Raw genomic sequence first — 17006 nt, 5'->3', positions numbered from 1 at the left:
CGGGATCCCTGAAGCTGGATCCGGTCCGAGCCTTGCAGCATGCGCTCTACCGGGCGGCCAAGGCCGGTCCCGGACGGCGGTTCCACGCGCTGGGGGACAAGGTCCACCGCAGGGACGTCCTGAGGCGCGCGTGGGTGACGGTGCGTCGCAACAACGGCGCGCCGGGCATTGACGCCACCACTCTGGCTGAAGTTGAGGAGTACGGCGTTGACCGTCTCCTCGGCGAGCTGGCCGCGGAACTGCGGGAAGGCCGCTGGCGGCCGTTGCCTGCGCGCCGGGTGTTCATTCCGAAGCCCGGCGTGGCGGAGCAGAGGCCGTTGTCGATTCCTTCGGTTCGCGACCGGATCGTGCAGGCCGCGTTGAAGATCGTGCTCGAGCCGGTCTTCGAGGCCGACATGCTTCCGTGCTCGTTCGGGTTCCGGCCGAAGCGCGGAGCACACGATGCCCTCCAGGTCCTCGTGGATGAGGCGTGGCGGGGCAGGCGTTGGGTGGTGGAGACGGATATCGCCAACTGCTTTGAGGCGATTCCGCACGAGAAGTTGATGCAGGCGGTCGAGGAACGCGTCGTGGACCGGTCGGTCCTCAAGCTCCTGCGCGCGATGTTGCGGGCCGGGGCCATGGAGGACGGGCAGGTCCGTCGGCCGGTGTCCGGCACTCCCCAGGGCGGGGTCATCTCCCCGCTGCTGGCCAATGTCTATCTGCACCGGCTGGACCGGGCGTGGGCGACACGGGATCACGGGGTGCTGGTGCGTTATGCCGGCGATGTGGTGGTGATGTGCGCCAGCCGCGCGCAGGCCGAAGCCGCCCTGGAGCGGCTGAAGGGCCTGCTGGCCGAACTCGGCCTGGAGCCGAAGGCGGCCAAGACCAGGATTGTGCACCTGCGGGTGGACGGCGAGGGGTTCGACTTCCTCGGGTTTCACCATCGGTGGGTGGCGTCCCGGCCGCGCGGCAACCGGCGTCCGGTTGCCTTCCTCGCCCGCTGGCCCTCGGCAAGGGCGATGCAGCATGCCCGCGACCGGATCCGTGAACTCACGGACCGACGCAGGCTGTTGCGGCCGGTCAAGGTGATCGTGGAGGACGTGAACGCGTTCCTGCGCGGATGGGCTGCGTATTTCCGGTTCGGGAACTCGGCCCATGTCTTTGACCAGATCGGCTCGTACGCGCGGATGCGGATCGGCGGGTTCCTTGCCAAGAAGCACCGGCGCACCAGGAAGTTCGGCTGGGCGGTGGTTGCCTTCGCCGCCCAGGACTCCCTGGGACTGATCGCCCTGCACGGAACCGTTGTTGCACCCAGACCCTTCCGGGACTGGCGGGGCAGGCCGAATGCCGGTGGTGAACGGCGTCGGTGAGCCGTGTGCGGGAGAACCGCACGCACGGTTCGATGCGGCGGGGGCTGGAAACGGAGCGTACGTACTACGCCACCGCGCCAGCCCCCGACCCTACTTGACAGTCCCCCGACGGAGTTGGCGGACCGTTTTGCTTTCGGTGGCTGAAGGTGGGCAGGCCGTGGGCCCGAGTGACGCGTCGGGTGGGCGCCGGGTTCCACTGCTCCGGGTGGGGTGGTGTTACTCGCCGGGGTAGGGAAGCTGCTGGTCAGCCGGGGTTCGGCAGGAGTGCGAGCCGTGCGAGGGCGTCTGTGATCTCGCCGGTCCAGGGCCAGTGGGCCGCGAGGCGGAGGATGCGGCGCCGGCCGGTGGTCACGAGCTGGCCAGCTGTGGAGAACAGGCGGAAGCGGAGGCGGCGGGGTTCCCAGAGATGGGTGCGGCCGGTCAGCGCGAGCATGGGCATCCAGGCCAGCAGGTCGAGAGCGATCTGGACGATCTCCAGCCACACCCTGTTCTGCGCGGTGTCGTGCAGGGGCAGGTTCCGCAGGCCCGTCGCGCGGGCAGCTCGGATACGATCCTCGGCCCGAGCCCGCAGTCGGTGACGGAGCTCGAGTTCGGCGATGGGACGGCCGGCGGTGTTGGTAGCAAAGCAGGTGATCCGCATGCCGTCCGCATCCGTGATCCTCAACTGGGCCCCGGGATGCGGCCATTCCTTGCGGACGATCAGCCGCATGCCCTTCGGCCAGCCCTCAAGCAGGTCGCCGGTGAGTTCGGCGACCCAGGCCCCGTCGCGGACCTCGCCGCCGGTCTCGACGGCTGGCGTCCATGCCGATGCTGGGATTTTGAGCACGTGCTGATGAATGGCCTCGGTGATCACCATGCCGACCGAGTAGGACAGCCAGCGCCCGCGCTGGGCGAGCCAGGCCACGAAGTCATGGGTGCCGCCCGCGGAATCGCAGCGGATCAAGGTCTGCCGCCCTCGCCGGTACTCCGTGGGCAGTTGAGTGAGGGCAAGGCGGGCGGCCTCAATGTGGTCGGCGGCCGTGTTCGAGCCCGCGTTGCCCGCCCTCAGAAGGGAGGCGACAGGTTCACCGGTGCCACCGGGACCGTGGTCGACGAAGCCCATCAGTGGGTGGTGACCGTAGGTCTTCTTCCAGGTCGGGGCGGCGTCCTGCTTGTCCGAGTGGGCGATGACCAGCACTCCGTTCAGATCCACGGTCACCTGCCCACCGGCGTCCGGAGCCCGATCTGCAGCCAACTTCCAGACGTGGCCGCGGACTTCGGCCCGAGCCGCACGGATCGCGGTCAGTGCCTTCCCGCCGACGGTGGCGAGGGTGTCGATCAGGCGGGAGACCGTCGGGTCGGAGGCCACCAGTCCGAACACGGCCGGCTCGGACCGCAGCAGTGCGACGTCGGCGAGGCAGTCTCCGCCGAGCGCGACCGCCAGCGCGAGGTCCAGCAGGACCTTGCCCGGGTCGTGGACGGCCCGCGGTTTGCGCCAGGGGGCGAGCGCTGCGGAGATGGCCCGGTCAAGGCCGATCTTGCGGACCGTTTCGACCAGCAAGACCGAACCGGCTTGCGAGTCCACGGCTCGGCCGTCGTCCCGGACACGGACATGGGGGTAGGACCCACAAGGCTGCTTCACCGGGAAAGTGCCTCCGACAGGAGCGGGAACAAGGATCTCAACAATCCATATTTTCGCTGGTCAGAGGCACTTTTCGCTTACCTGACCGCCTCTCGGACAGCCCGCTTCATGAAAGCGCGAGGTTAGAAGGCACGTGCTCTATCCACTGAGCTACGGGGGCTGACCTGCGTAAACGCAGCTTCCGGGCACTGTCCCCCAGGTCGCGGGGGACGCATGGGGGAATCGCGGATTCCCGGTGAGCGGGGTACGCGAGCGCTCCCCGATCAGGCCGTACGTAGGTTCTTACATTATCGTCACATCCCCGAAGCCTCTCCTGGAAACAATCCCGCACTTCCTCGGCGTTGGTGATCTTCGAGACCGAGGAAGGGAAGGTGTCGGGCCTGAAGCTGTTCCGCACGGACACGATGAATGACGGCATGACTGAGGTCGTGCCGCGTCTTGCTGAGGTCGAGGCAGATGTGCAGCGTCTCGTCGAGACGCACATGGAGACGCTGCTGGGCGTCCGGTTCCTGGCGAGCGAGTACAGCACCGGACCGGTGCACGGGGGTCGGATCGACTCGCTCGGGCTGGACGAGAACGGCTCGCCAGTCATCGTCGAGTACAAGCGCGGCACGGACGCCGGCGTCATCAACCAGGGCCTGTTCTACCTGGCCTGGCTGATGGACCACCGTGCTGAGTTCGAGCACCTGGTCCGCGACCGGCTCGGGGTGACGGCCGCGTCGCAGGTGCTGTGGAGCGGCCCGCGCCTGATCTGTGTCGCCGGCGATTTCACCCGCTACGACGTGCATGCCGTGCGCGAGCACCGGCGCTCGATCGACCTGGTCCGTTACCGACTCTTCGGCAGCGACCTGCTCGGATTCGAGACCGTGGCGTCCGTGAGCGGGGGCGCGCAGGTGGCACGCCGAGGGCGCCGCCCGGCGGTTGCTCGGGCGGCCGGCGTCCAGGGGACGTCGATGAGGGAGCTGGCGAGCGCGGTCGACGAGGCGCTGGTCGGTCTCGGAGAGGGGGTGAACCGTGTCGAGCGCAAGCAGTACCGGGCGTATCAGCGGCTGCGGAACTTCGCCTGCCTCTGCCCGCCGCAGCGCAGCAAACTGCTGGTCTACCTGAGGGTCGACCCGAAGGACGTCGACCTCGTGCCGGGCTTCACCCGGGACGTGTCCGGTCTCGGCCATCACGGGACGGGCGATCTGGAGGTGCAGCTGCGTACGCCGCGAGACGTGGAGCGGGCGCTGGACCTGTTCCGGGCCGGCTACGCGGCGGCGTGATCGCCTGCCGGCTTGTGGCTGCTCTGTGGCCGTGGGGTGGTGCCTTTCGACGTGCGGGCAGGGCGTGGCGGTGGACGTCCAATGATGCGTGGGATCGCCGGTTTGGCTACTGAGGTTGAACTCGTGGAGTCGTGGGGGCTGACGGCTCGTCGCTCGTGCGGTATCACCGGGGGATGCGGTATCCACAAGGGGGCGGGCTGACCGCCGAACGGCAGCAGTTCCGCGAGGAGTTACGGCTCAAGGCGGCCGAGAGGTTCGCGCAGGGCGAGGCGAGCTTGGTGATCGCCAAGGACCTGCGGGTCAGCGTCCGCTCGGTGCAGCGATGGCGGCAGATGTGGGACAAGGGCGGTCCGCGGGCTCTGCGGTCGCAGGGCCCGGCGTCGCTGCCGAGGCTGAGTGAGAAGCAGTTCGCGCAGTTGGAGGCAGAGCTGGCCAAGGGGCCGGCCGCGCACGGCTGGGAGGACCAACGCTGGACCCTGAGCCGTGTGAAGACGGTGATCGGCCGGCGCTTCCACCTGACCTACACGATCCAGGGCGTGCGCAAGCTCCTGGTCCGCAACGGCTGGTCCTGCCAGGTCCCGGCCCGACGCGCGATCGAGCGGGACGACGACGCGGTGGCCGGGTGGGTCAAGGAGGTGTGGCCGTGCGCGGAAGACTCGCGGCGGCCCATGGGGCCTGGCTCGTCTTCGAGGACGAGGCCGGATTCTCCATGACGCCGCCGCAGGCGAAGACCTGGTCACAGCGCGGCCGGACTCCCGTGGTGCGGGTCCGCGGCCGATCTCGCAGACGGATATCGATCGCTGCGCTGACCTGCTATAAGCCCGGCCATAGGTCGCGGTTGATCTACCGGCCGCGTCGGGACGACGGCCGACGCGACGGACGCAAGAGCTTCTCCTGGCGCGACTACCGGGACCTGCTGATCGCCGCCCACCAGCAGCTCGGCGGCCCGATCGTGCTCATCTGGGACAACCTCAACGTCCACAAGGCCAGCGGCCTTCGGGAGTTCGCCGAAGGCCGGGACTGGCTGACCATCTACTACCTGCCGCCTTACGCACCCGACCTCAACCCCGTCGAGGGAATCTGGTCACTGCTGCGGCGGGGCTGGCTCTCCAACGTCGCCTTCAGCACACCTGAACACCTCGTCCAGCGCATCCGACGCGGCCTGCGGCACATCCAGTACCGCAGCGACCTCATTGACGGCTGCCTCGCCGAGACCGGCCTGACCATCAGACCAGCCTGAGCAAGACCACGACATCACGAGTTCAACCTCAGTAACCGGCGATCCCACGCTATGTTGCCCCGCCCTCCGGTGAGGGGGCTCGTCGCGGAGGGAGCCCGAGCGCGGCCCCGCCGGGCTGTCGTCCAGGAGCGTGGTCTGCGGGGCCGGCCGCCTGCCCCGCGCTGGGCAGAGATCGTCTGGCGCGAAGCCCGCGAGAATTCCACGATTCCTGCGTGAGCGGCTGAGAGCTTCCCTCGAAAGAGTGATTTCACATGAGGGATGTAGGTGTGTTTTTCAGTGAGGCTGGCGTTTTCTGACCGGAGCCGACCATGTTGAGCGCTTTCCGTCAATCGGTGACTGCTGTCTGACTGTGAAGCAGTCGTCTGTGGCGACCGCTTCGGGAATCACCAGGAGTTCCTGCTTCCGTTTTCACGATTGTCAGCTCGTGCTGTTGTCCGCGTGGCGGGGCTAGCGTGCGAACGGCACGGTGAAGGGCCCCGAGCCTGCTGGTCGCTCGCGTCGGGGCCCTTCTCCTCGTGCTTCACCATCCGAACGCACCAGGGAGGTACGAGAGTTGATTCAGCACGTTCGCAAGGGGCTGGTCCGCCTTGTCCGGGCGGCGCCCGAAGCTAGCATTCCGCTGACGGTGCTCTTCCAAACGGCCGTCGCCAGCGTCTTCCTGCTCAACTTCCGGTTCGGGTCGGCGCTGACCGTCGCGGTGATGGCTGTCGCGGTCATCTGGCCGGGGGCCCTGGCGCCGGAGGTCCAGATGATGATGACGGCGACCGCGTGGTCGGACCGAAGCTCCGTCTCCTTCGTGAAGATCCGCTACGCCGGCTGACGCGCCGGACGAGCCCGTGCAGCTTGTGCCCTGGCCGCGACGACCTGCGGCCGGGGCGGCCAGGGCACGAGCTGCCTGCTCGGGGACCTGGGCGGACATGTGCCCGCTGCTTCCCGACGACCGCAGGGGCTGTGACGCCTGCAGCATGCACGACAGCGCCCTCGAACCGGGGGTGCGCCGATACCTTTCGAGCCTTGTGGGGTGGACACCATGCTCAAGCGCCACGACCCTCGTGGGTCGCGCGCGGACCGTGAACCCTCGAACCCTGATCCCGCGCCGACCGACCCCCCGCAGGTGGAGCCCGTGAGCGCTCCCCTCGCCTATGCGGCCTTCAGCCGTGACCACTGGCCGGTGTACTGGCGTTTCGGCAGTGCCGTGGCCGGATCGCGGCACCGGGGCGGTGAGCTGGCCCGCGCCGCGTTGTCCGAGGTCGCCGCCCGCTGGCCAGCGTTACTGGGCAGCGCTTCTCCGTCAGCGGCGGCCTGGGAGGTGCTGTCGCGGGAATGCGCGGGCCGGCGGACGGAGTCGGCGGCCCGGCTCCACCGTATGCTCGACCGCCGTGAGGCCGACGCGCTCGTCCTGCGCCACAAACTCGGCCTGACGTCCCAGCAGGCCGGTCATGCCATGGGGCTGTCGGAAGCGGAATTCGAGCTGCTCCACAGCCGGGCCGTACAAAATCTCGGCAAGTGAATATGACTCCGTCGAATGCCACCCGGTGTGCGCCGGTGCGTCAGGGGCGTTAATGCGCGGCTGATTTGATTCGACGGTGCGTCGCCCGTTGGTGGCCGCGGGTAGCAAACGTGGGAACGACTCTCCTAGCATGGACCCCTACCGTCGATGCCTCGCGTCGCCACAGGTGAGTGCGGGGTTTTGCGAGCGTGGGGAGCGGCTCATCGTTAATACCAGCAAACCCAGCGTTGCCAGAATGTATGACCACTTGCTTGGCGGCACGGATAATTACGCTGTGGACCGGGAAGCGTGCGATCAATTGCTGCGCATGGCCCCGAGCAGCCGTGAGTTAGCGCTAGTGAACAGGGCGTTCCTTGTCCGTGCGGTCAGGTATCTGGCCCGCGAGCGCGGGGTGCGACGGTTCCTGGACCACGGCTCAGGCTTGCCGACCCGGCCGAACGTGCACCAGGTCGCGCAAGAGGTCGACCCGAGCAGCGAGGTCGTCTACCTCGACAACGATCCCGTCGTCCTCGGCCACGGCCGCATGATGCTGGCCGAGGACCCGGAGACGACGGCTGTCCTCGACGCCGACATGCGCGACACCGACGCCATCTTCAAGAGCGAGGAAGTCAGACGTCTGCTGCGTGACGGCCGGCCGGTGGCCGCCCTGTTCGTGAGCGTGCTGCACTGCATCCCGGACGACGACGACCCGTGGGAGCTGGTCAACAGAGTCGCGGGCCTGCTGCCGCCCGGCAGCTACATGGTGGTCTCCCAGTTGGCCAGCGACAGCCCTCAACTGCGAGAGGAAGTCACGCAGTTCATGAGCGACGCCACCGGCGGGCACTGGGGACGTGTGCGTTCGATAGAGGAGGTGCAGAGGTACTTCGCGCGGCTGGAGGTGCTGGAGTCCCCGGGGCCGGTCGAGGTATCACGCTGGCTGCCGGACAGCGACCTCGCTCCTCGTCAGAACACCACGGAGTGGATCGAGTACGGCGCCGTAGCCCGCATCGCGTGACTACTGGGAGGCGCCGGCGGACAGCTCGTCGATGCGCTCTTGCAGGCAGTCGAGCGTCTCCTGCTTGGTGAGCGCCTTGCTCCACCAGTCATCGATCGACGCCTGGTACACCTCGACGTCGGTCGGCTCCGCGAGGAAGGTGCCGCCGCGGTTCATGTCTTCCAGGTAGATCGTCCGGCCGGTGGCACTGTCGTGCGGCTTGTACAGCGTCATCGCCGGATGGACCGGGGAGCCGGACAGCGTGGCGGACTCCGGCAGGATCCGGATGTGCACGTTCTCCTTGTTCTCCCCGAGGTTGTACAGGTGGCGCAGCTGTTCGCGCATCACGGTCTTGCCGCCGTGCAGCTTGCGCACGGCCTGTTCGGCGATCAGCGCCTCGAACAGGGGGGCGTCGGGCTGGTCGAGCAGGTGCTGGCGGCGCAGGCGCAACTCCAGGCGCCGCTCGACGGTCGCCCGGTTCTTCTCCCGCGTCTTCGGGTCGGGGTAGGTGTTGTAGAAGTTGTCCATGACCGCTCGCGCGTAACTGGCGGTCTGGAGCATGCCGGGCACGAGGATCTGCTGGCACGTCCTGATCATCTTGGAGTGCGCCTCAAGCGCGAACAGGCTGTTCATCATCTCGCCGGCGACGTCGGCGTAGTGCGTCCACCACTGCTCACCGCGCGACTGCTCCATCAGAGTCTCCACTTCCCGGACGATCTCGGCAGGAGCCTGGTAGAAGCGGAGCAGTGCCTGGACGCGCTCCTTCTTCAGCTTGTGAGTGGACTTCTCGCACCGCTGGAGCGTCGGGACGGAGCCGATGTCCGGGATCCTGTGGGCAACCACCTGTTCCAGGGTGAGCTTGTTCCGGAGACGCAGATGCCGCAGCACAGCCCCGACGAGCTGTGCTGCGGCGTCCGGAGATGCAGGCGGCGCCTGCCCCTCCCGGCCTACCAGGGCCAGAACCTGAGTGGACATCTGAACTCCTCGCGATGAACGACGGTCTCCCGTCGCGCGCCTAAGAGAACAGCCTCCGCCCGTCAGGGGCAACCGACGCCCGCTTCTTTTTAGACAGGCATGTCGTCGAACTCGCCCTTGCCCGCTCCATCGATGAACGCGTCCCACTCGGCCTTCGTGTAGATCAGCGCAGGCCCGCCGGGGTGCCGCGAGTTGCGGACGGCGAATTCGTTTTCACTGAGCCGCGCAACTTCGACGCAGTCGTTCAGCGCGTCGCTGGCCCTGGCCTTCTGCCACCGTGCACCGCTGAGCTGGTCGGCCGCCATCCCGTTCTCCCGCTTGTCCATCCCCGCGCCTGCCTTCCGTCCATGGCCAGCGGCGACGCCTCACCGCCGGCCTGTATGAGCTGGGCATACCCACACCAGTTTTCACGCCGAAGTGAGATTTTCACCGGGTGTGAGAACGATCAGGATTCTAGACCGCCGCCGGGCTGTGATGCTGTCCCTCGAAAGAGCGTTCTCACTCGGAGGGAAATCATTAGGAAGATCAACTGATAACGTGTCGGAGGGGAGGTGTGCCGAGCCGAAGAATGGCCGGAGTTCCACCGGTGGCGAATCCGGCGGTCGCGGTGGCGTGGGCCTGGCGCGCGCCGGGCGGCATCGACGTCGATTTGACGTGTCTATGCAATGCATCTTTCTGCTCCGACTTCGCTGAACACCCCTCCGGCAGGTTCTGGTGAATCCGGGGTACCCCGCGGGGCGGGGGCGCTGCAGGCACCCGGACCGCCTGGTCGGCGGCGAGGGCGTGCGCCCGGCACAACGGGCGGCAGGGCCCTACGGTTGCGCGCGGGCACCACGGGCTTCATCCGGATGACCTGGCGGGGAGATGTGCGCGCTGCGGGGTCCGTGGCGCTGGGTACGGGGCTGGGCCTCAGCTCGGTGTCGCGCGGTTTCCGCATAGCCCGGCGAAGCCGGCGGCGGGCGGGTTGTTCTTGAACCCGTCGTTGGGCAGTCGGCGCAGGATCGCCTGCCAGATGTCGGACGGGAGGCGGGAGGACGGCCGCTCCCGTGTGGTCCGGAGCTCCAGCAGGGCCGTCTTGCCCATGTCTGTCAGGGTGAAGTCCTGGTCGCGGGCGCAGCTTTCATCGGTGTCGCCGCGGAACCGCGTGAGTTCAAGGGGCAGCCCGAACGCCGGGTCCAGGAGGGCGGAAACGATGTGGTGCGGCCCCGGTCCCTGGTCGGGGACGTGCGAGCTGCGCAGGATCAGCCGTGTCACGTCGAAGGCGGAACCCCGGTAGCCGTCGACCCGGAATGTGTTGGCGACGGTGTGCAGCAGACCGATGCGACGGAGCAGGCTGCTGCCCAGCCAGGCCCCGCGGTGCTGCACGTGCACGAAGTGGTCGTCGTCCTCGTCGTCCCACATGGCCTGATGATCGCGTTCGGCGACCGTCCAGGCGCGCGGTGAGGAGCGCCAGCAGTGCTGGACACCGTCGAGCCACCTGTCGAGCATGCGGCGCTCCGCGCAGCGCCACACGGTGGAGGGCAGCCCGGCCAGGCGCAGGCCGGCCGGGCTGCCGAGCACCTTCAGCTCGATGCCGTTCTGGGACCGGCGGACGATCCGAAGTCCAGGGACCCCCCAGACCTCGCTGCCGGGCGTGTAGGAGGGAAGCAGGTTGAAGAGGATCTCGGCGCCGCGTTCCTCGCTCTCCACCCACAAGGTGATGCGCCTGCCTTCCGGGCGGACGGCCGCGATGCCGAGCGGGAAGCGTGTATAGACATGGCGGTATTCCAGGAGCCCCAGAAGGATGCGCGCCTCCAAGCGCTCCTGGGCCGTTGCCTGGGCAGGGGGAAGCGGTTTCACGCCGGCCGGAAGCCGTTTGAGGGCGCGTTGGGCCTGCTGCCAGCTCTCGCCCGTGTACAGGCAGCGCAGTTGGACGGTTTCCTGCGTGAACTCAGTCATGGCTCTCCGGATACGCCTCGGCCCAGGACGTGCACGTGTGAGACCCATGGGGGCTGCTGATCGGAAAGCGGTTGAGGTGACCGGTTCACCCGCGCGTGGAGACGAGGGGGCCGAGGATCTCCGGGGAGCGGTGGTCGAGCCGCGATCCGACTCTAAGGCACTGAGGTGAGCCGGGTGGTCGAACGCTCTGCGTTGTCACCCGTAAGAAGGAACGCGTTCCGCTGGGGCGGTGGTGCGGGGCCCAGCGATGCGGTCACCGCCGGAGCCGCGTGGGGGCGTTTGGCGGTGGGGTGGGCAAGCTGCCGGCGATCTGTTGCGTGCGCCGGGCTCGGACGGCGGGTGCCTGCCGGGTGCCGGTGCCGTGGGCGATCTCTCCGGTGAGGTGGGTGAGGAGTTCGGTGGGGGTGTAGGCGGAGGCGTGGAGGGTCCAGGTGGGGTGGTCGGTGCCGGGGCCGGCCCAGATGGTCCAGGTGTTCAGTGGGGTGAGGGGGTTGTTGGCGGCGAAGGCGTCGAACTGCGCGCCGACATCGCCCTGCCGGGTGTGCCAGCGGATGCGGCGTCCGTCGACGGTGGGTGTCCAGCCGGCGTCGGTGAGGGGGCGGGTGGCGTGGTGGACGTTCCTGTCCGTGACCGGGCTTCCCAGTGCGGTCTCTTTGACATCCGTGGCGGCGAGGGCCTTCAGGAGGGTGTTGAGGACGGGTGCGGGGGTGGCGGGTGTGATGGTCATGTGCCACATGCGTTCGCTGACCGGTGTCTCGTAGGCGGCGATCGTCCATCGGGCGTCCTGGGGTCCGGCGTCGTGGTCGAAGAGGATGCGCAGGGTGAGCGATTCGTGGGTGGCGACGGTGGTGTTGTCGTCCCAGGTGCGGTATTTCTCCCAGTCGTTGTTGTCGGTGAGGAAGGCGTCGAGCATGGCTTCGTGGTCGCCGGGGTCGGCTGCGTGAGCGGGCACCTTCTCGATGGGCGGCGCGGCCGGGGTGAGCGGGGTGCCAGCCGGGATGAGGGTGGTGCGGGCGTGAGCGCTCTGGCGTTCGGTCTCGGTCAAGGGCGCGGCACCGGGCTGTACGGCGTCGCCGTAGGCCGCTTCGAAGGCGGCAATGGCCCTGGCGGGGGAGTCGAAGGTCTCGGTGATCTGCCGCAGGTGGTTCTCGCCGTGTAGGTGCACGCTCGTTGTGCTGTCGCGGTAGGTGCCGATGGCCACGGTGGTCCAGCCGTCGTGGGCGTGGGCGTGGATGAGCAGCCGCCTGTGGCGGATGTCGTCGTGGATCTTCTGGGCCTGGTCGGAGACTTCGCGGATCTCGGCACGGCTGCACCACGGCATGGGGTGGTCGGCCCAGGTCCACTCCTCGGTGATCGCCTCGCGCAGGGCGGGGGTGACCTCGGTGGTGATCCCCTCGGCGGTCATGGCCTGAGCGGCCTGTGCGGCCCAGTAGGGCTCTTCGTGGTCGATGCGGGCCAGGACCATGGTGTGCGGGTCGAGGGGCTCGAAGCCGCGGGAGGCCAGGAGTGCCTGGGCGGTGCGGTGATCGGCGCCGGTGAGGGTTGCGGTCACGGCGCTCGGGTGGGCGGGGTGGATGTCGAGACGGACGTGGGCGTCGAGGGGGGCGTGGGGCATGGAAAAGGCTCGATTTGCGTCCCGGTCCGGCCGCAGGGGCGTGCCGGGCGGGGTGGTTCGGGTCATCGGTGGGCGCGCGCGGCGGTGACCGCCGGCCGGTGCGGCGGCCCGGCCCGCGGGCGCGACGCGGACCGCGCGCGGCCACCGGTGGCGGGTACGGGGGTGGGTGCGGTGGCGTGGTGGTAGCGGGTGCGCAGGGAGTTGAGGTCGGCCAGGGCGCGGCGGCTGCCGGTGATGAGCTGGTAGGGGGTGTTCGCGGGGTCGTCGGCGTAGGAGGCGATTCGTGCGGCGACCTGTTGGGCGCGGGTGAGGAGGGCTCGTTTGAGGATCTTCTCGCCCCAGTGCTCGGGGGAGCCGGCGGGTGTGGAGACCAGGGCCATCAGGTCGGTGGGGGTGAGGGAGTCGGTGAGCAGTGCGCGGTGCTGGGCCTCGCCGAGGACGGTGACCGGGTCGACCATGTCGCCGCGGTGGACCAGCGCCGTGATGGACTGCCACAGCGCGGCGTGCAGCGGCAGCAGGAAGTCCCCTGGCGTCAGCCACCGCATCTGCTGCACCTCTGCCGGACAGGCGGTGGCGGTCGCCAGGAGAAGGCGCTCTTCGTAGAGAGCCTCCTCGCCTGCCGGCGGCGGGGCCTGTGCCGGGGGTTGCGTTCGGGGGAAGGGGCTGGGGTGCGGGGCGAACTGTTCGGCGAGGGCGTCCAGGACGCGGGCGAGGTCGTCGGCCGCGCTGAGGGTCGTGGCTGCCGGGTCGGGCAGGCCCGGGTCGGTCGCGGTGGACGCGAGGCGCTCGGCGTGGGTGCGCACGGTCCGGCGGGCGCTGTCGGCGCGGATCATCCTGGCGTACGCGGCAGCGTGCTTGGGCTGGGGGCAGAACTGGACGAGGGCGTGCAGGTAGGGGGCGTTCAGTCCGGGGGCGTGGGGACGCGCGTGGGCCAGGACCGTGTTGAGCCAGGCGGTGTCCTTGGCGTTGTCGGCGGGGTCGGGCGGCGGGAGGGTGCGGATCGCGGTGAACAGCGCGGCGTGGGTGCGGCTGCCGAAGTGGTGGGCGATCAGCGGCTCGGTGTCGGCCAGGCGGGGCGGTTCGAGGAGGAGGGCGCCGAGGACGGCCTGCTCGGCGTAGTGCACCGGCGGCGGCGCAGGCAGTACGTCGAGGTCGTCGTCCTGGCGGTCGGGGATGTGGTCGTGGGGCATCAGGCGGCGAGGGTGAAGTCAGATGGGTTGAGAGGTACTTGGAGGTGTGGTGCGAGGAGGTGGGCGGCGAGCAGCGGGGGGACGGCGTTGCCGATCTGGGAGAACTGCTGGCCCTTGTTCCCGGCCCAGGGGTAGTCGGCGGGGAAGGTCTGGAGGATGCCGGCTTCGCGGGCGGTGATCCGGATCGGCGCCGGCACCGCCAGCGACTGCGCGTCCCGCGGTGGGGCGGTGGCGGGTTCCGCGATCCAGGTGCACTCGTTGGCGCGGTGTCCGAAGAACAGCGTCCCGGCCGGCTCTTCGGCGGACCGGACGGTGGCGTTGGTCTGGTTGTTGCTGCGCAGGGACCACGACCAGCGGTGCGCCTCCGCCGTGAACGTCGGTGCGGGAGCTGTGACGGGGCGGTTGTCGCGGGTGCCGTGGCGGGCGGCCCAGCCGGCGCCTTCGCGGCGGGACTGCAGGACGATCGCGTCTGCCGGCCGGGGCGTCCAGGTGCCGCGCTCGCGGGCGTCGGAGAGCGTCTTGCGGGAGCCGGAGGGGAAGGGCTCGGGTCCGCCGCCGGGGCCGCCGCCCGCGCACACGGTGGGCACCGGGCCGTCGGTGCGGCCCCAGCCGAGGGCCTCGGCCATGGACACCCATCGGGCGCGGCCGGGCCCGAACAGGCTGTCCGGTTCGGCGACGCGGGCGTGTGTGGGCGGCGGGGGCTCGGCCGCGCGGACGCGGGAGGCGAGCAGGATTGCCCGCCGCCGTGTCTGGGGGACGCCGTAGTCGGCGGCGTTGAGGATCCCCGCCCAGGCGGAGAAGCCCCAGGCGCGCAGGACGGCCGCGTACTGCTTCCACAGCGGCAGGACGTCGGGGACTTCCTCCATGGCCACCCACTCCGGCTCGCCCACGGTGTTCAGGGCGTGCAGGTAGCGCATGGGCTCGGCCGCGAGGAGGGAACGCTCGTCCGCACACGCGCCGAGCAGCTGCTCGCGGGTGTCGCGTCCGGCGGCGAGATCGGCGACGGCCTGGTGCACGAGCGGCTGGTCGACCAGGCCGAGCCGCTTGCCCGCCATGCTCCACGCCTGACACGGCGGAGAGGCGATCAGCCCGAGGACGCGACCGGAGAAGATCCACGCCGGATAGGCAGCCACGTCAGTCCGGATCGTCAACTGCCCTGCCGCGGTGCGGGTCTTGCAAGCCCACTCGTCCCACTCCAGACCGACCTCCCGCGCGCCGAGCACGGTCAGAGGGTGGCTCCAGCCGCCCGGACCGGCGAACAGGTCAAGGACGATCCGCCTCAAGAGGCCAGCCCGAAGTCGCCCTGCACCGGCTCGGGTTCGGCGCCGCGGCACGCCCATGGGGAGCAGCCGTCGACCACCCCCGTCTCCAACTCCTCCACGACGGCGGCCTGGTCGTCGGGTTCTTGCTGGCGTGCCGCCCACTCGGCGGCCGTGACGTGATCAATGGGAGCCTGATCGAGAGGCACGCGGGAGCGGTGCAGGAACGCCTGCCCCAGCAGCGGGTTGCCGGAGGCGTTCGCGCGGGCGTTGCCCTGACGGATGGCCGCATCGAACGCGACCACGTCCTGCCACTCCTGCGGGCTGGAGTCCCGAATATTCCGCCACTGCGCATTTCCATGAAACGGGCAACCCAGGCAACTCGATTTCGGAGTGTCGGCCAGGCCGATGGATGTCAGGTAGCGGACGCAGTCGGCGCGGGACCAGTTGAGGTCGATGAGCGGATGCCGGTTGCGCATGTATTTGACGTCGGCGTCCTTGGCGCGGTGGAATTCGTCCGTAGAGATGCCCACCCACTGCTCGACGAATACGCCCTTCGGTATGCGCTGCGGGTAGGGGTATCTGAGGATTTCCCGGACCTTCTTCTTGATTGGTTTGATTTTGTATTCGCCGGTGCATTGCCGCCTGGTCATGCCCTGTTTGCCGTCCTGGTTGAGGATGTAGAGGGGCATGGAGGCGAAACGGTGCGCGGGGTTGAGGGCATCATTTCTGATGTTCCCGGATGAGACCCGGAGAATGGGTATTCCGGCGGGTTCGGCTATGTCGCGTTCGAGTCGGTCGAGATGCCGGTAGACGGCGGCAGGTTCCCATCCGGTGTCGGCGAAGATGGCGTAATCGGCCTTGGGTAGGATGCCGTTGGCGGACAGGGCAAGCATGGCGCTGGACTGAATACCGGCACCCAGCGAAATGCATATGTGAGTGGGAGAGGGGTGAATCGAGATGTCCTTGCGTGAACGAGGAGACGGCAGACGGTGAGGGGTGCGGGCGGTGCTGTCAGCGGCGGGTGTGGGGGGTGGCGGGCGCACCGGGGGCGGGTATGGGCACGGGCATGAGGGCGGGGCTGCCGGTCAGCCGACTGAGGTAGTGGGGGAAGACGATGACTGTGCTGAGGGCGCAGGTTCCCAGGGTGGTCAGGCGGGCGCGGTCGCGCGGCGGCCCGCCGTGAAAGAGCGGGGGTGCGGACGCGGGCTCGCAGGTGAGAAGGCCCTCGGCTTCCAGGCGGCGCAGCATCTCGGCGTCCACCGCCGTGTTGTGGTGGTAGACGCGCTGGTGCCCGTCGTGGCCGGTGACGGCGATGTGGCCGCGGGCGACGTTGAGCAGAGCATCGCGACGGTCCGCGTCCATGCCGGGGACGGTGGTGGTACTGCGGGCCGTGGTCGGCAGTCTGGCGGCGATGTGCACGGCGGAGTCGGTGATGGTGAGGGGCGCAAGCGCGGTGAGTTCGCGGGCCAGCAAGCGGGTGTGCTCCGCGTCCCGCGGGGGCTGTAGGTGCTGCGCGGCGGTGAGGTAGCGGGTGGCGCCGCCGACCAGGTGGGCGAGTTGCTTCAGCCGTACGACGGCGCCCGTGACCGGTTCTATGGCTGGCAGGGGTTGCTGGCGGATCGCCGTGATGGCTGCGAAGGTCTCCCGCTCCAGACGGTGAGCGGATGCCGCGCAGGCATCCGGGTCGGGGCGCGGGAGGTGGCCGAAGAGGAGGAGGTCGAGCCGGTCGTTATGTCGGGTGTAGAGGCCGGCGAGCGCCAGCAGCCGCTCCACGGGCGTCGGTGGCGCGGGCACGTTCAAGTCGAACAGGGGCGCGTCGTTGGGGTCGGGCGGTGTCGTCATCAGAGGGAAGGTCCGTGAAGAGGGAATGGGCTGCGCTTCAGCGCCGGCGCGCGGGCCGCTGGGCGGAAGACGGCGGCATCGGCATGGTGCAGGCGCAGGCGACATCAGATGTCGATCGCGTCCAGTTGCTTCTGCAGGGTCTGCTGTGCGCCGCTCCTGCACAGGGCGAGGACGGGGGCCAGGGCCTCGGCGTAGTGGGCGGTCGCGCGGCCGAGGTGCCCGGCAG

At 69.2% G+C, this 17006-nt stretch carries 16 protein-coding genes; 7 read left to right on the top strand and 9 right to left on the bottom strand.

What is annotated here, in order from left to right; genetic code table 11:
- The first annotated feature begins 32 nt into the window (after positions 1-32).
- On the top strand, positions 33-1349 hold the full coding sequence (ltrA, locus tag ACFYX4_RS31335; RefSeq protein WP_389340350.1) for a group II intron reverse transcriptase/maturase: 1317 nt from the start codon (positions 33-35) through the stop codon (positions 1347-1349).
- A gap of 244 nt (positions 1350-1593) precedes the next feature.
- Here the strand turns inward: ltrA and ACFYX4_RS31330 are convergent, their stop codons facing one another.
- On the bottom strand, positions 1594-2970 hold the full coding sequence (locus ACFYX4_RS31330; protein WP_389340348.1) for an IS1380 family transposase: 1377 nt from the start codon (positions 2968-2970) through the stop codon (positions 1594-1596).
- 371 nt (positions 2971-3341) lie between these two features.
- Here ACFYX4_RS31330 and ACFYX4_RS31325 point away from each other — a divergent pair, with 371 nt between their 5' ends.
- The 6 genes from ACFYX4_RS31325 to ACFYX4_RS31300 all read left to right on the top strand — a co-directional run bounded on the left by ACFYX4_RS31325 (position 3342) and on the right by ACFYX4_RS31300 (position 7979).
- Positions 3342-4235 (top strand): DUF5655 domain-containing protein, encoded by an 894-nt coding sequence (locus tag ACFYX4_RS31325; protein WP_389340550.1) that lies wholly within the window; start codon positions 3342-3344, stop codon positions 4233-4235.
- 173 nt (positions 4236-4408) lie between these two features.
- Entirely contained in the window at positions 4409-4948 is a 540-nt protein-coding gene (locus ACFYX4_RS31320) for a winged helix-turn-helix domain-containing protein (RefSeq protein ID WP_389340346.1), read from the top strand.
- Positions 4945-5475, top strand: a complete 531-nt coding sequence (locus tag ACFYX4_RS31315) for a transposase (protein WP_389340548.1) — start codon at positions 4945-4947, stop codon at positions 5473-5475. The genes ACFYX4_RS31320 and ACFYX4_RS31315 overlap by 4 nt, the downstream gene beginning before the upstream one ends.
- A gap of 625 nt (positions 5476-6100) precedes the next feature.
- On the top strand, positions 6101-6295 hold the full coding sequence (locus tag ACFYX4_RS31310; RefSeq protein ID WP_389340344.1) for a hypothetical protein: 195 nt from the start codon (positions 6101-6103) through the stop codon (positions 6293-6295).
- A gap of 303 nt (positions 6296-6598) precedes the next feature.
- Positions 6599-6985, top strand: a complete 387-nt coding sequence (locus tag ACFYX4_RS31305) for a hypothetical protein (protein WP_389340342.1) — start codon at positions 6599-6601, stop codon at positions 6983-6985.
- Between the two features lie 130 nt (positions 6986-7115).
- Positions 7116-7979 carry an SAM-dependent methyltransferase gene (locus tag ACFYX4_RS31300; RefSeq protein ID WP_389340340.1) on the top strand — a complete coding sequence of 288 codons (864 nt, stop codon included), beginning with the start codon at positions 7116-7118 and terminating at the stop codon, positions 7977-7979.
- On the opposite strand, the gene ACFYX4_RS31295 is transcribed toward ACFYX4_RS31300, so the two are convergent.
- The 8 genes from ACFYX4_RS31295 to ACFYX4_RS31260 all read right to left on the bottom strand — a co-directional run bounded on the left by ACFYX4_RS31295 (position 7980) and on the right by ACFYX4_RS31260 (position 16780).
- The gene (locus tag ACFYX4_RS31295) at positions 7980-8933 is read right to left on the bottom strand and encodes a helix-turn-helix domain-containing protein (RefSeq protein ID WP_389340338.1); all 954 of its coding nucleotides are present in this window, start codon (positions 8931-8933) and stop codon (positions 7980-7982) included.
- Between the two features lie 89 nt (positions 8934-9022).
- Positions 9023-9259, bottom strand: coding sequence for a DUF397 domain-containing protein (locus ACFYX4_RS31290; protein WP_389340336.1), 237 nt, complete (start codon positions 9257-9259; stop codon positions 9023-9025).
- A gap of 583 nt (positions 9260-9842) precedes the next feature.
- Positions 9843-10871 (bottom strand): hypothetical protein, encoded by a 1029-nt coding sequence (locus ACFYX4_RS31285; RefSeq protein WP_389340334.1) that lies wholly within the window; start codon positions 10869-10871, stop codon positions 9843-9845.
- 253 nt (positions 10872-11124) lie between these two features.
- Positions 11125-12486 (bottom strand): DUF317 domain-containing protein, encoded by a 1362-nt coding sequence (locus ACFYX4_RS31280; protein ID WP_389340332.1) that lies wholly within the window; start codon positions 12484-12486, stop codon positions 11125-11127.
- Between the two features lie 62 nt (positions 12487-12548).
- Positions 12549-13676: a DnaB-like helicase N-terminal domain-containing protein gene (locus ACFYX4_RS31275; RefSeq protein ID WP_389340330.1), complete on the bottom strand. Its 1128-nt coding sequence runs from the start codon at positions 13674-13676 to the stop codon at positions 12549-12551.
- Positions 13676-14950 (bottom strand): DNA cytosine methyltransferase, encoded by a 1275-nt coding sequence (locus tag ACFYX4_RS31270; RefSeq protein ID WP_389340546.1) that lies wholly within the window; start codon positions 14948-14950, stop codon positions 13676-13678. Before ACFYX4_RS31270 ends, ACFYX4_RS31275 begins: the two co-directional genes overlap by 1 nt.
- A 5-nt stretch (positions 14951-14955) precedes the next feature.
- Positions 14956-15831, bottom strand: a complete 876-nt coding sequence (locus tag ACFYX4_RS31265; protein ID WP_389340328.1) for a hypothetical protein — start codon at positions 15829-15831, stop codon at positions 14956-14958.
- 118 nt (positions 15832-15949) lie between these two features.
- Positions 15950-16780 (bottom strand): hypothetical protein, encoded by an 831-nt coding sequence (locus tag ACFYX4_RS31260; RefSeq protein WP_389340326.1) that lies wholly within the window; start codon positions 16778-16780, stop codon positions 15950-15952.
- Positions 16781-17006: the final 226 nt, after the last annotated feature.

Source organism: Streptomyces sp. NPDC002328 (genome assembly GCF_042890065.1).
GTDB lineage: Bacteria > Actinomycetota > Actinomycetes > Streptomycetales > Streptomycetaceae > Streptomyces.
Note: the sequence above shows the minus strand (reverse complement) of the source record. Positions and strands in the feature narration are given on the sequence as shown.

Coding starts and splice junctions, on each gene's coding strand:
- ACFYX4_RS31320 (WP_389340346.1), top strand. CDS start 4,409: ATGCGGTATCCACAAGGGGGCGGGCTGACCGCCGAACGGCAGCAGTTC.
- ACFYX4_RS31315 (WP_389340548.1), top strand. CDS start 4,945: ATGACGCCGCCGCAGGCGAAGACCTGGTCACAGCGCGGCCGGACTCCC.
- ACFYX4_RS31300 (WP_389340340.1), top strand. CDS start 7,116: ATGGACCCCTACCGTCGATGCCTCGCGTCGCCACAGGTGAGTGCGGGG.
- ACFYX4_RS31295 (WP_389340338.1), bottom strand. CDS start 8,933: ATGTCCACTCAGGTTCTGGCCCTGGTAGGCCGGGAGGGGCAGGCGCCG.
- ACFYX4_RS31290 (WP_389340336.1), bottom strand. CDS start 9,259: ATGGACAAGCGGGAGAACGGGATGGCGGCCGACCAGCTCAGCGGTGCA.
- ACFYX4_RS31285 (WP_389340334.1), bottom strand. CDS start 10,871: ATGACTGAGTTCACGCAGGAAACCGTCCAACTGCGCTGCCTGTACACG.
- ACFYX4_RS31280 (WP_389340332.1), bottom strand. CDS start 12,486: ATGCCCCACGCCCCCCTCGACGCCCACGTCCGTCTCGACATCCACCCC.
- ACFYX4_RS31275 (WP_389340330.1), bottom strand. CDS start 13,676: ATGCCCCACGACCACATCCCCGACCGCCAGGACGACGACCTCGACGTA.
- ACFYX4_RS31265 (WP_389340328.1), bottom strand. CDS start 15,831: ATGCTTGCCCTGTCCGCCAACGGCATCCTACCCAAGGCCGATTACGCC.
- ACFYX4_RS31260 (WP_389340326.1), bottom strand. CDS start 16,780: ATGACGACACCGCCCGACCCCAACGACGCGCCCCTGTTCGACTTGAAC.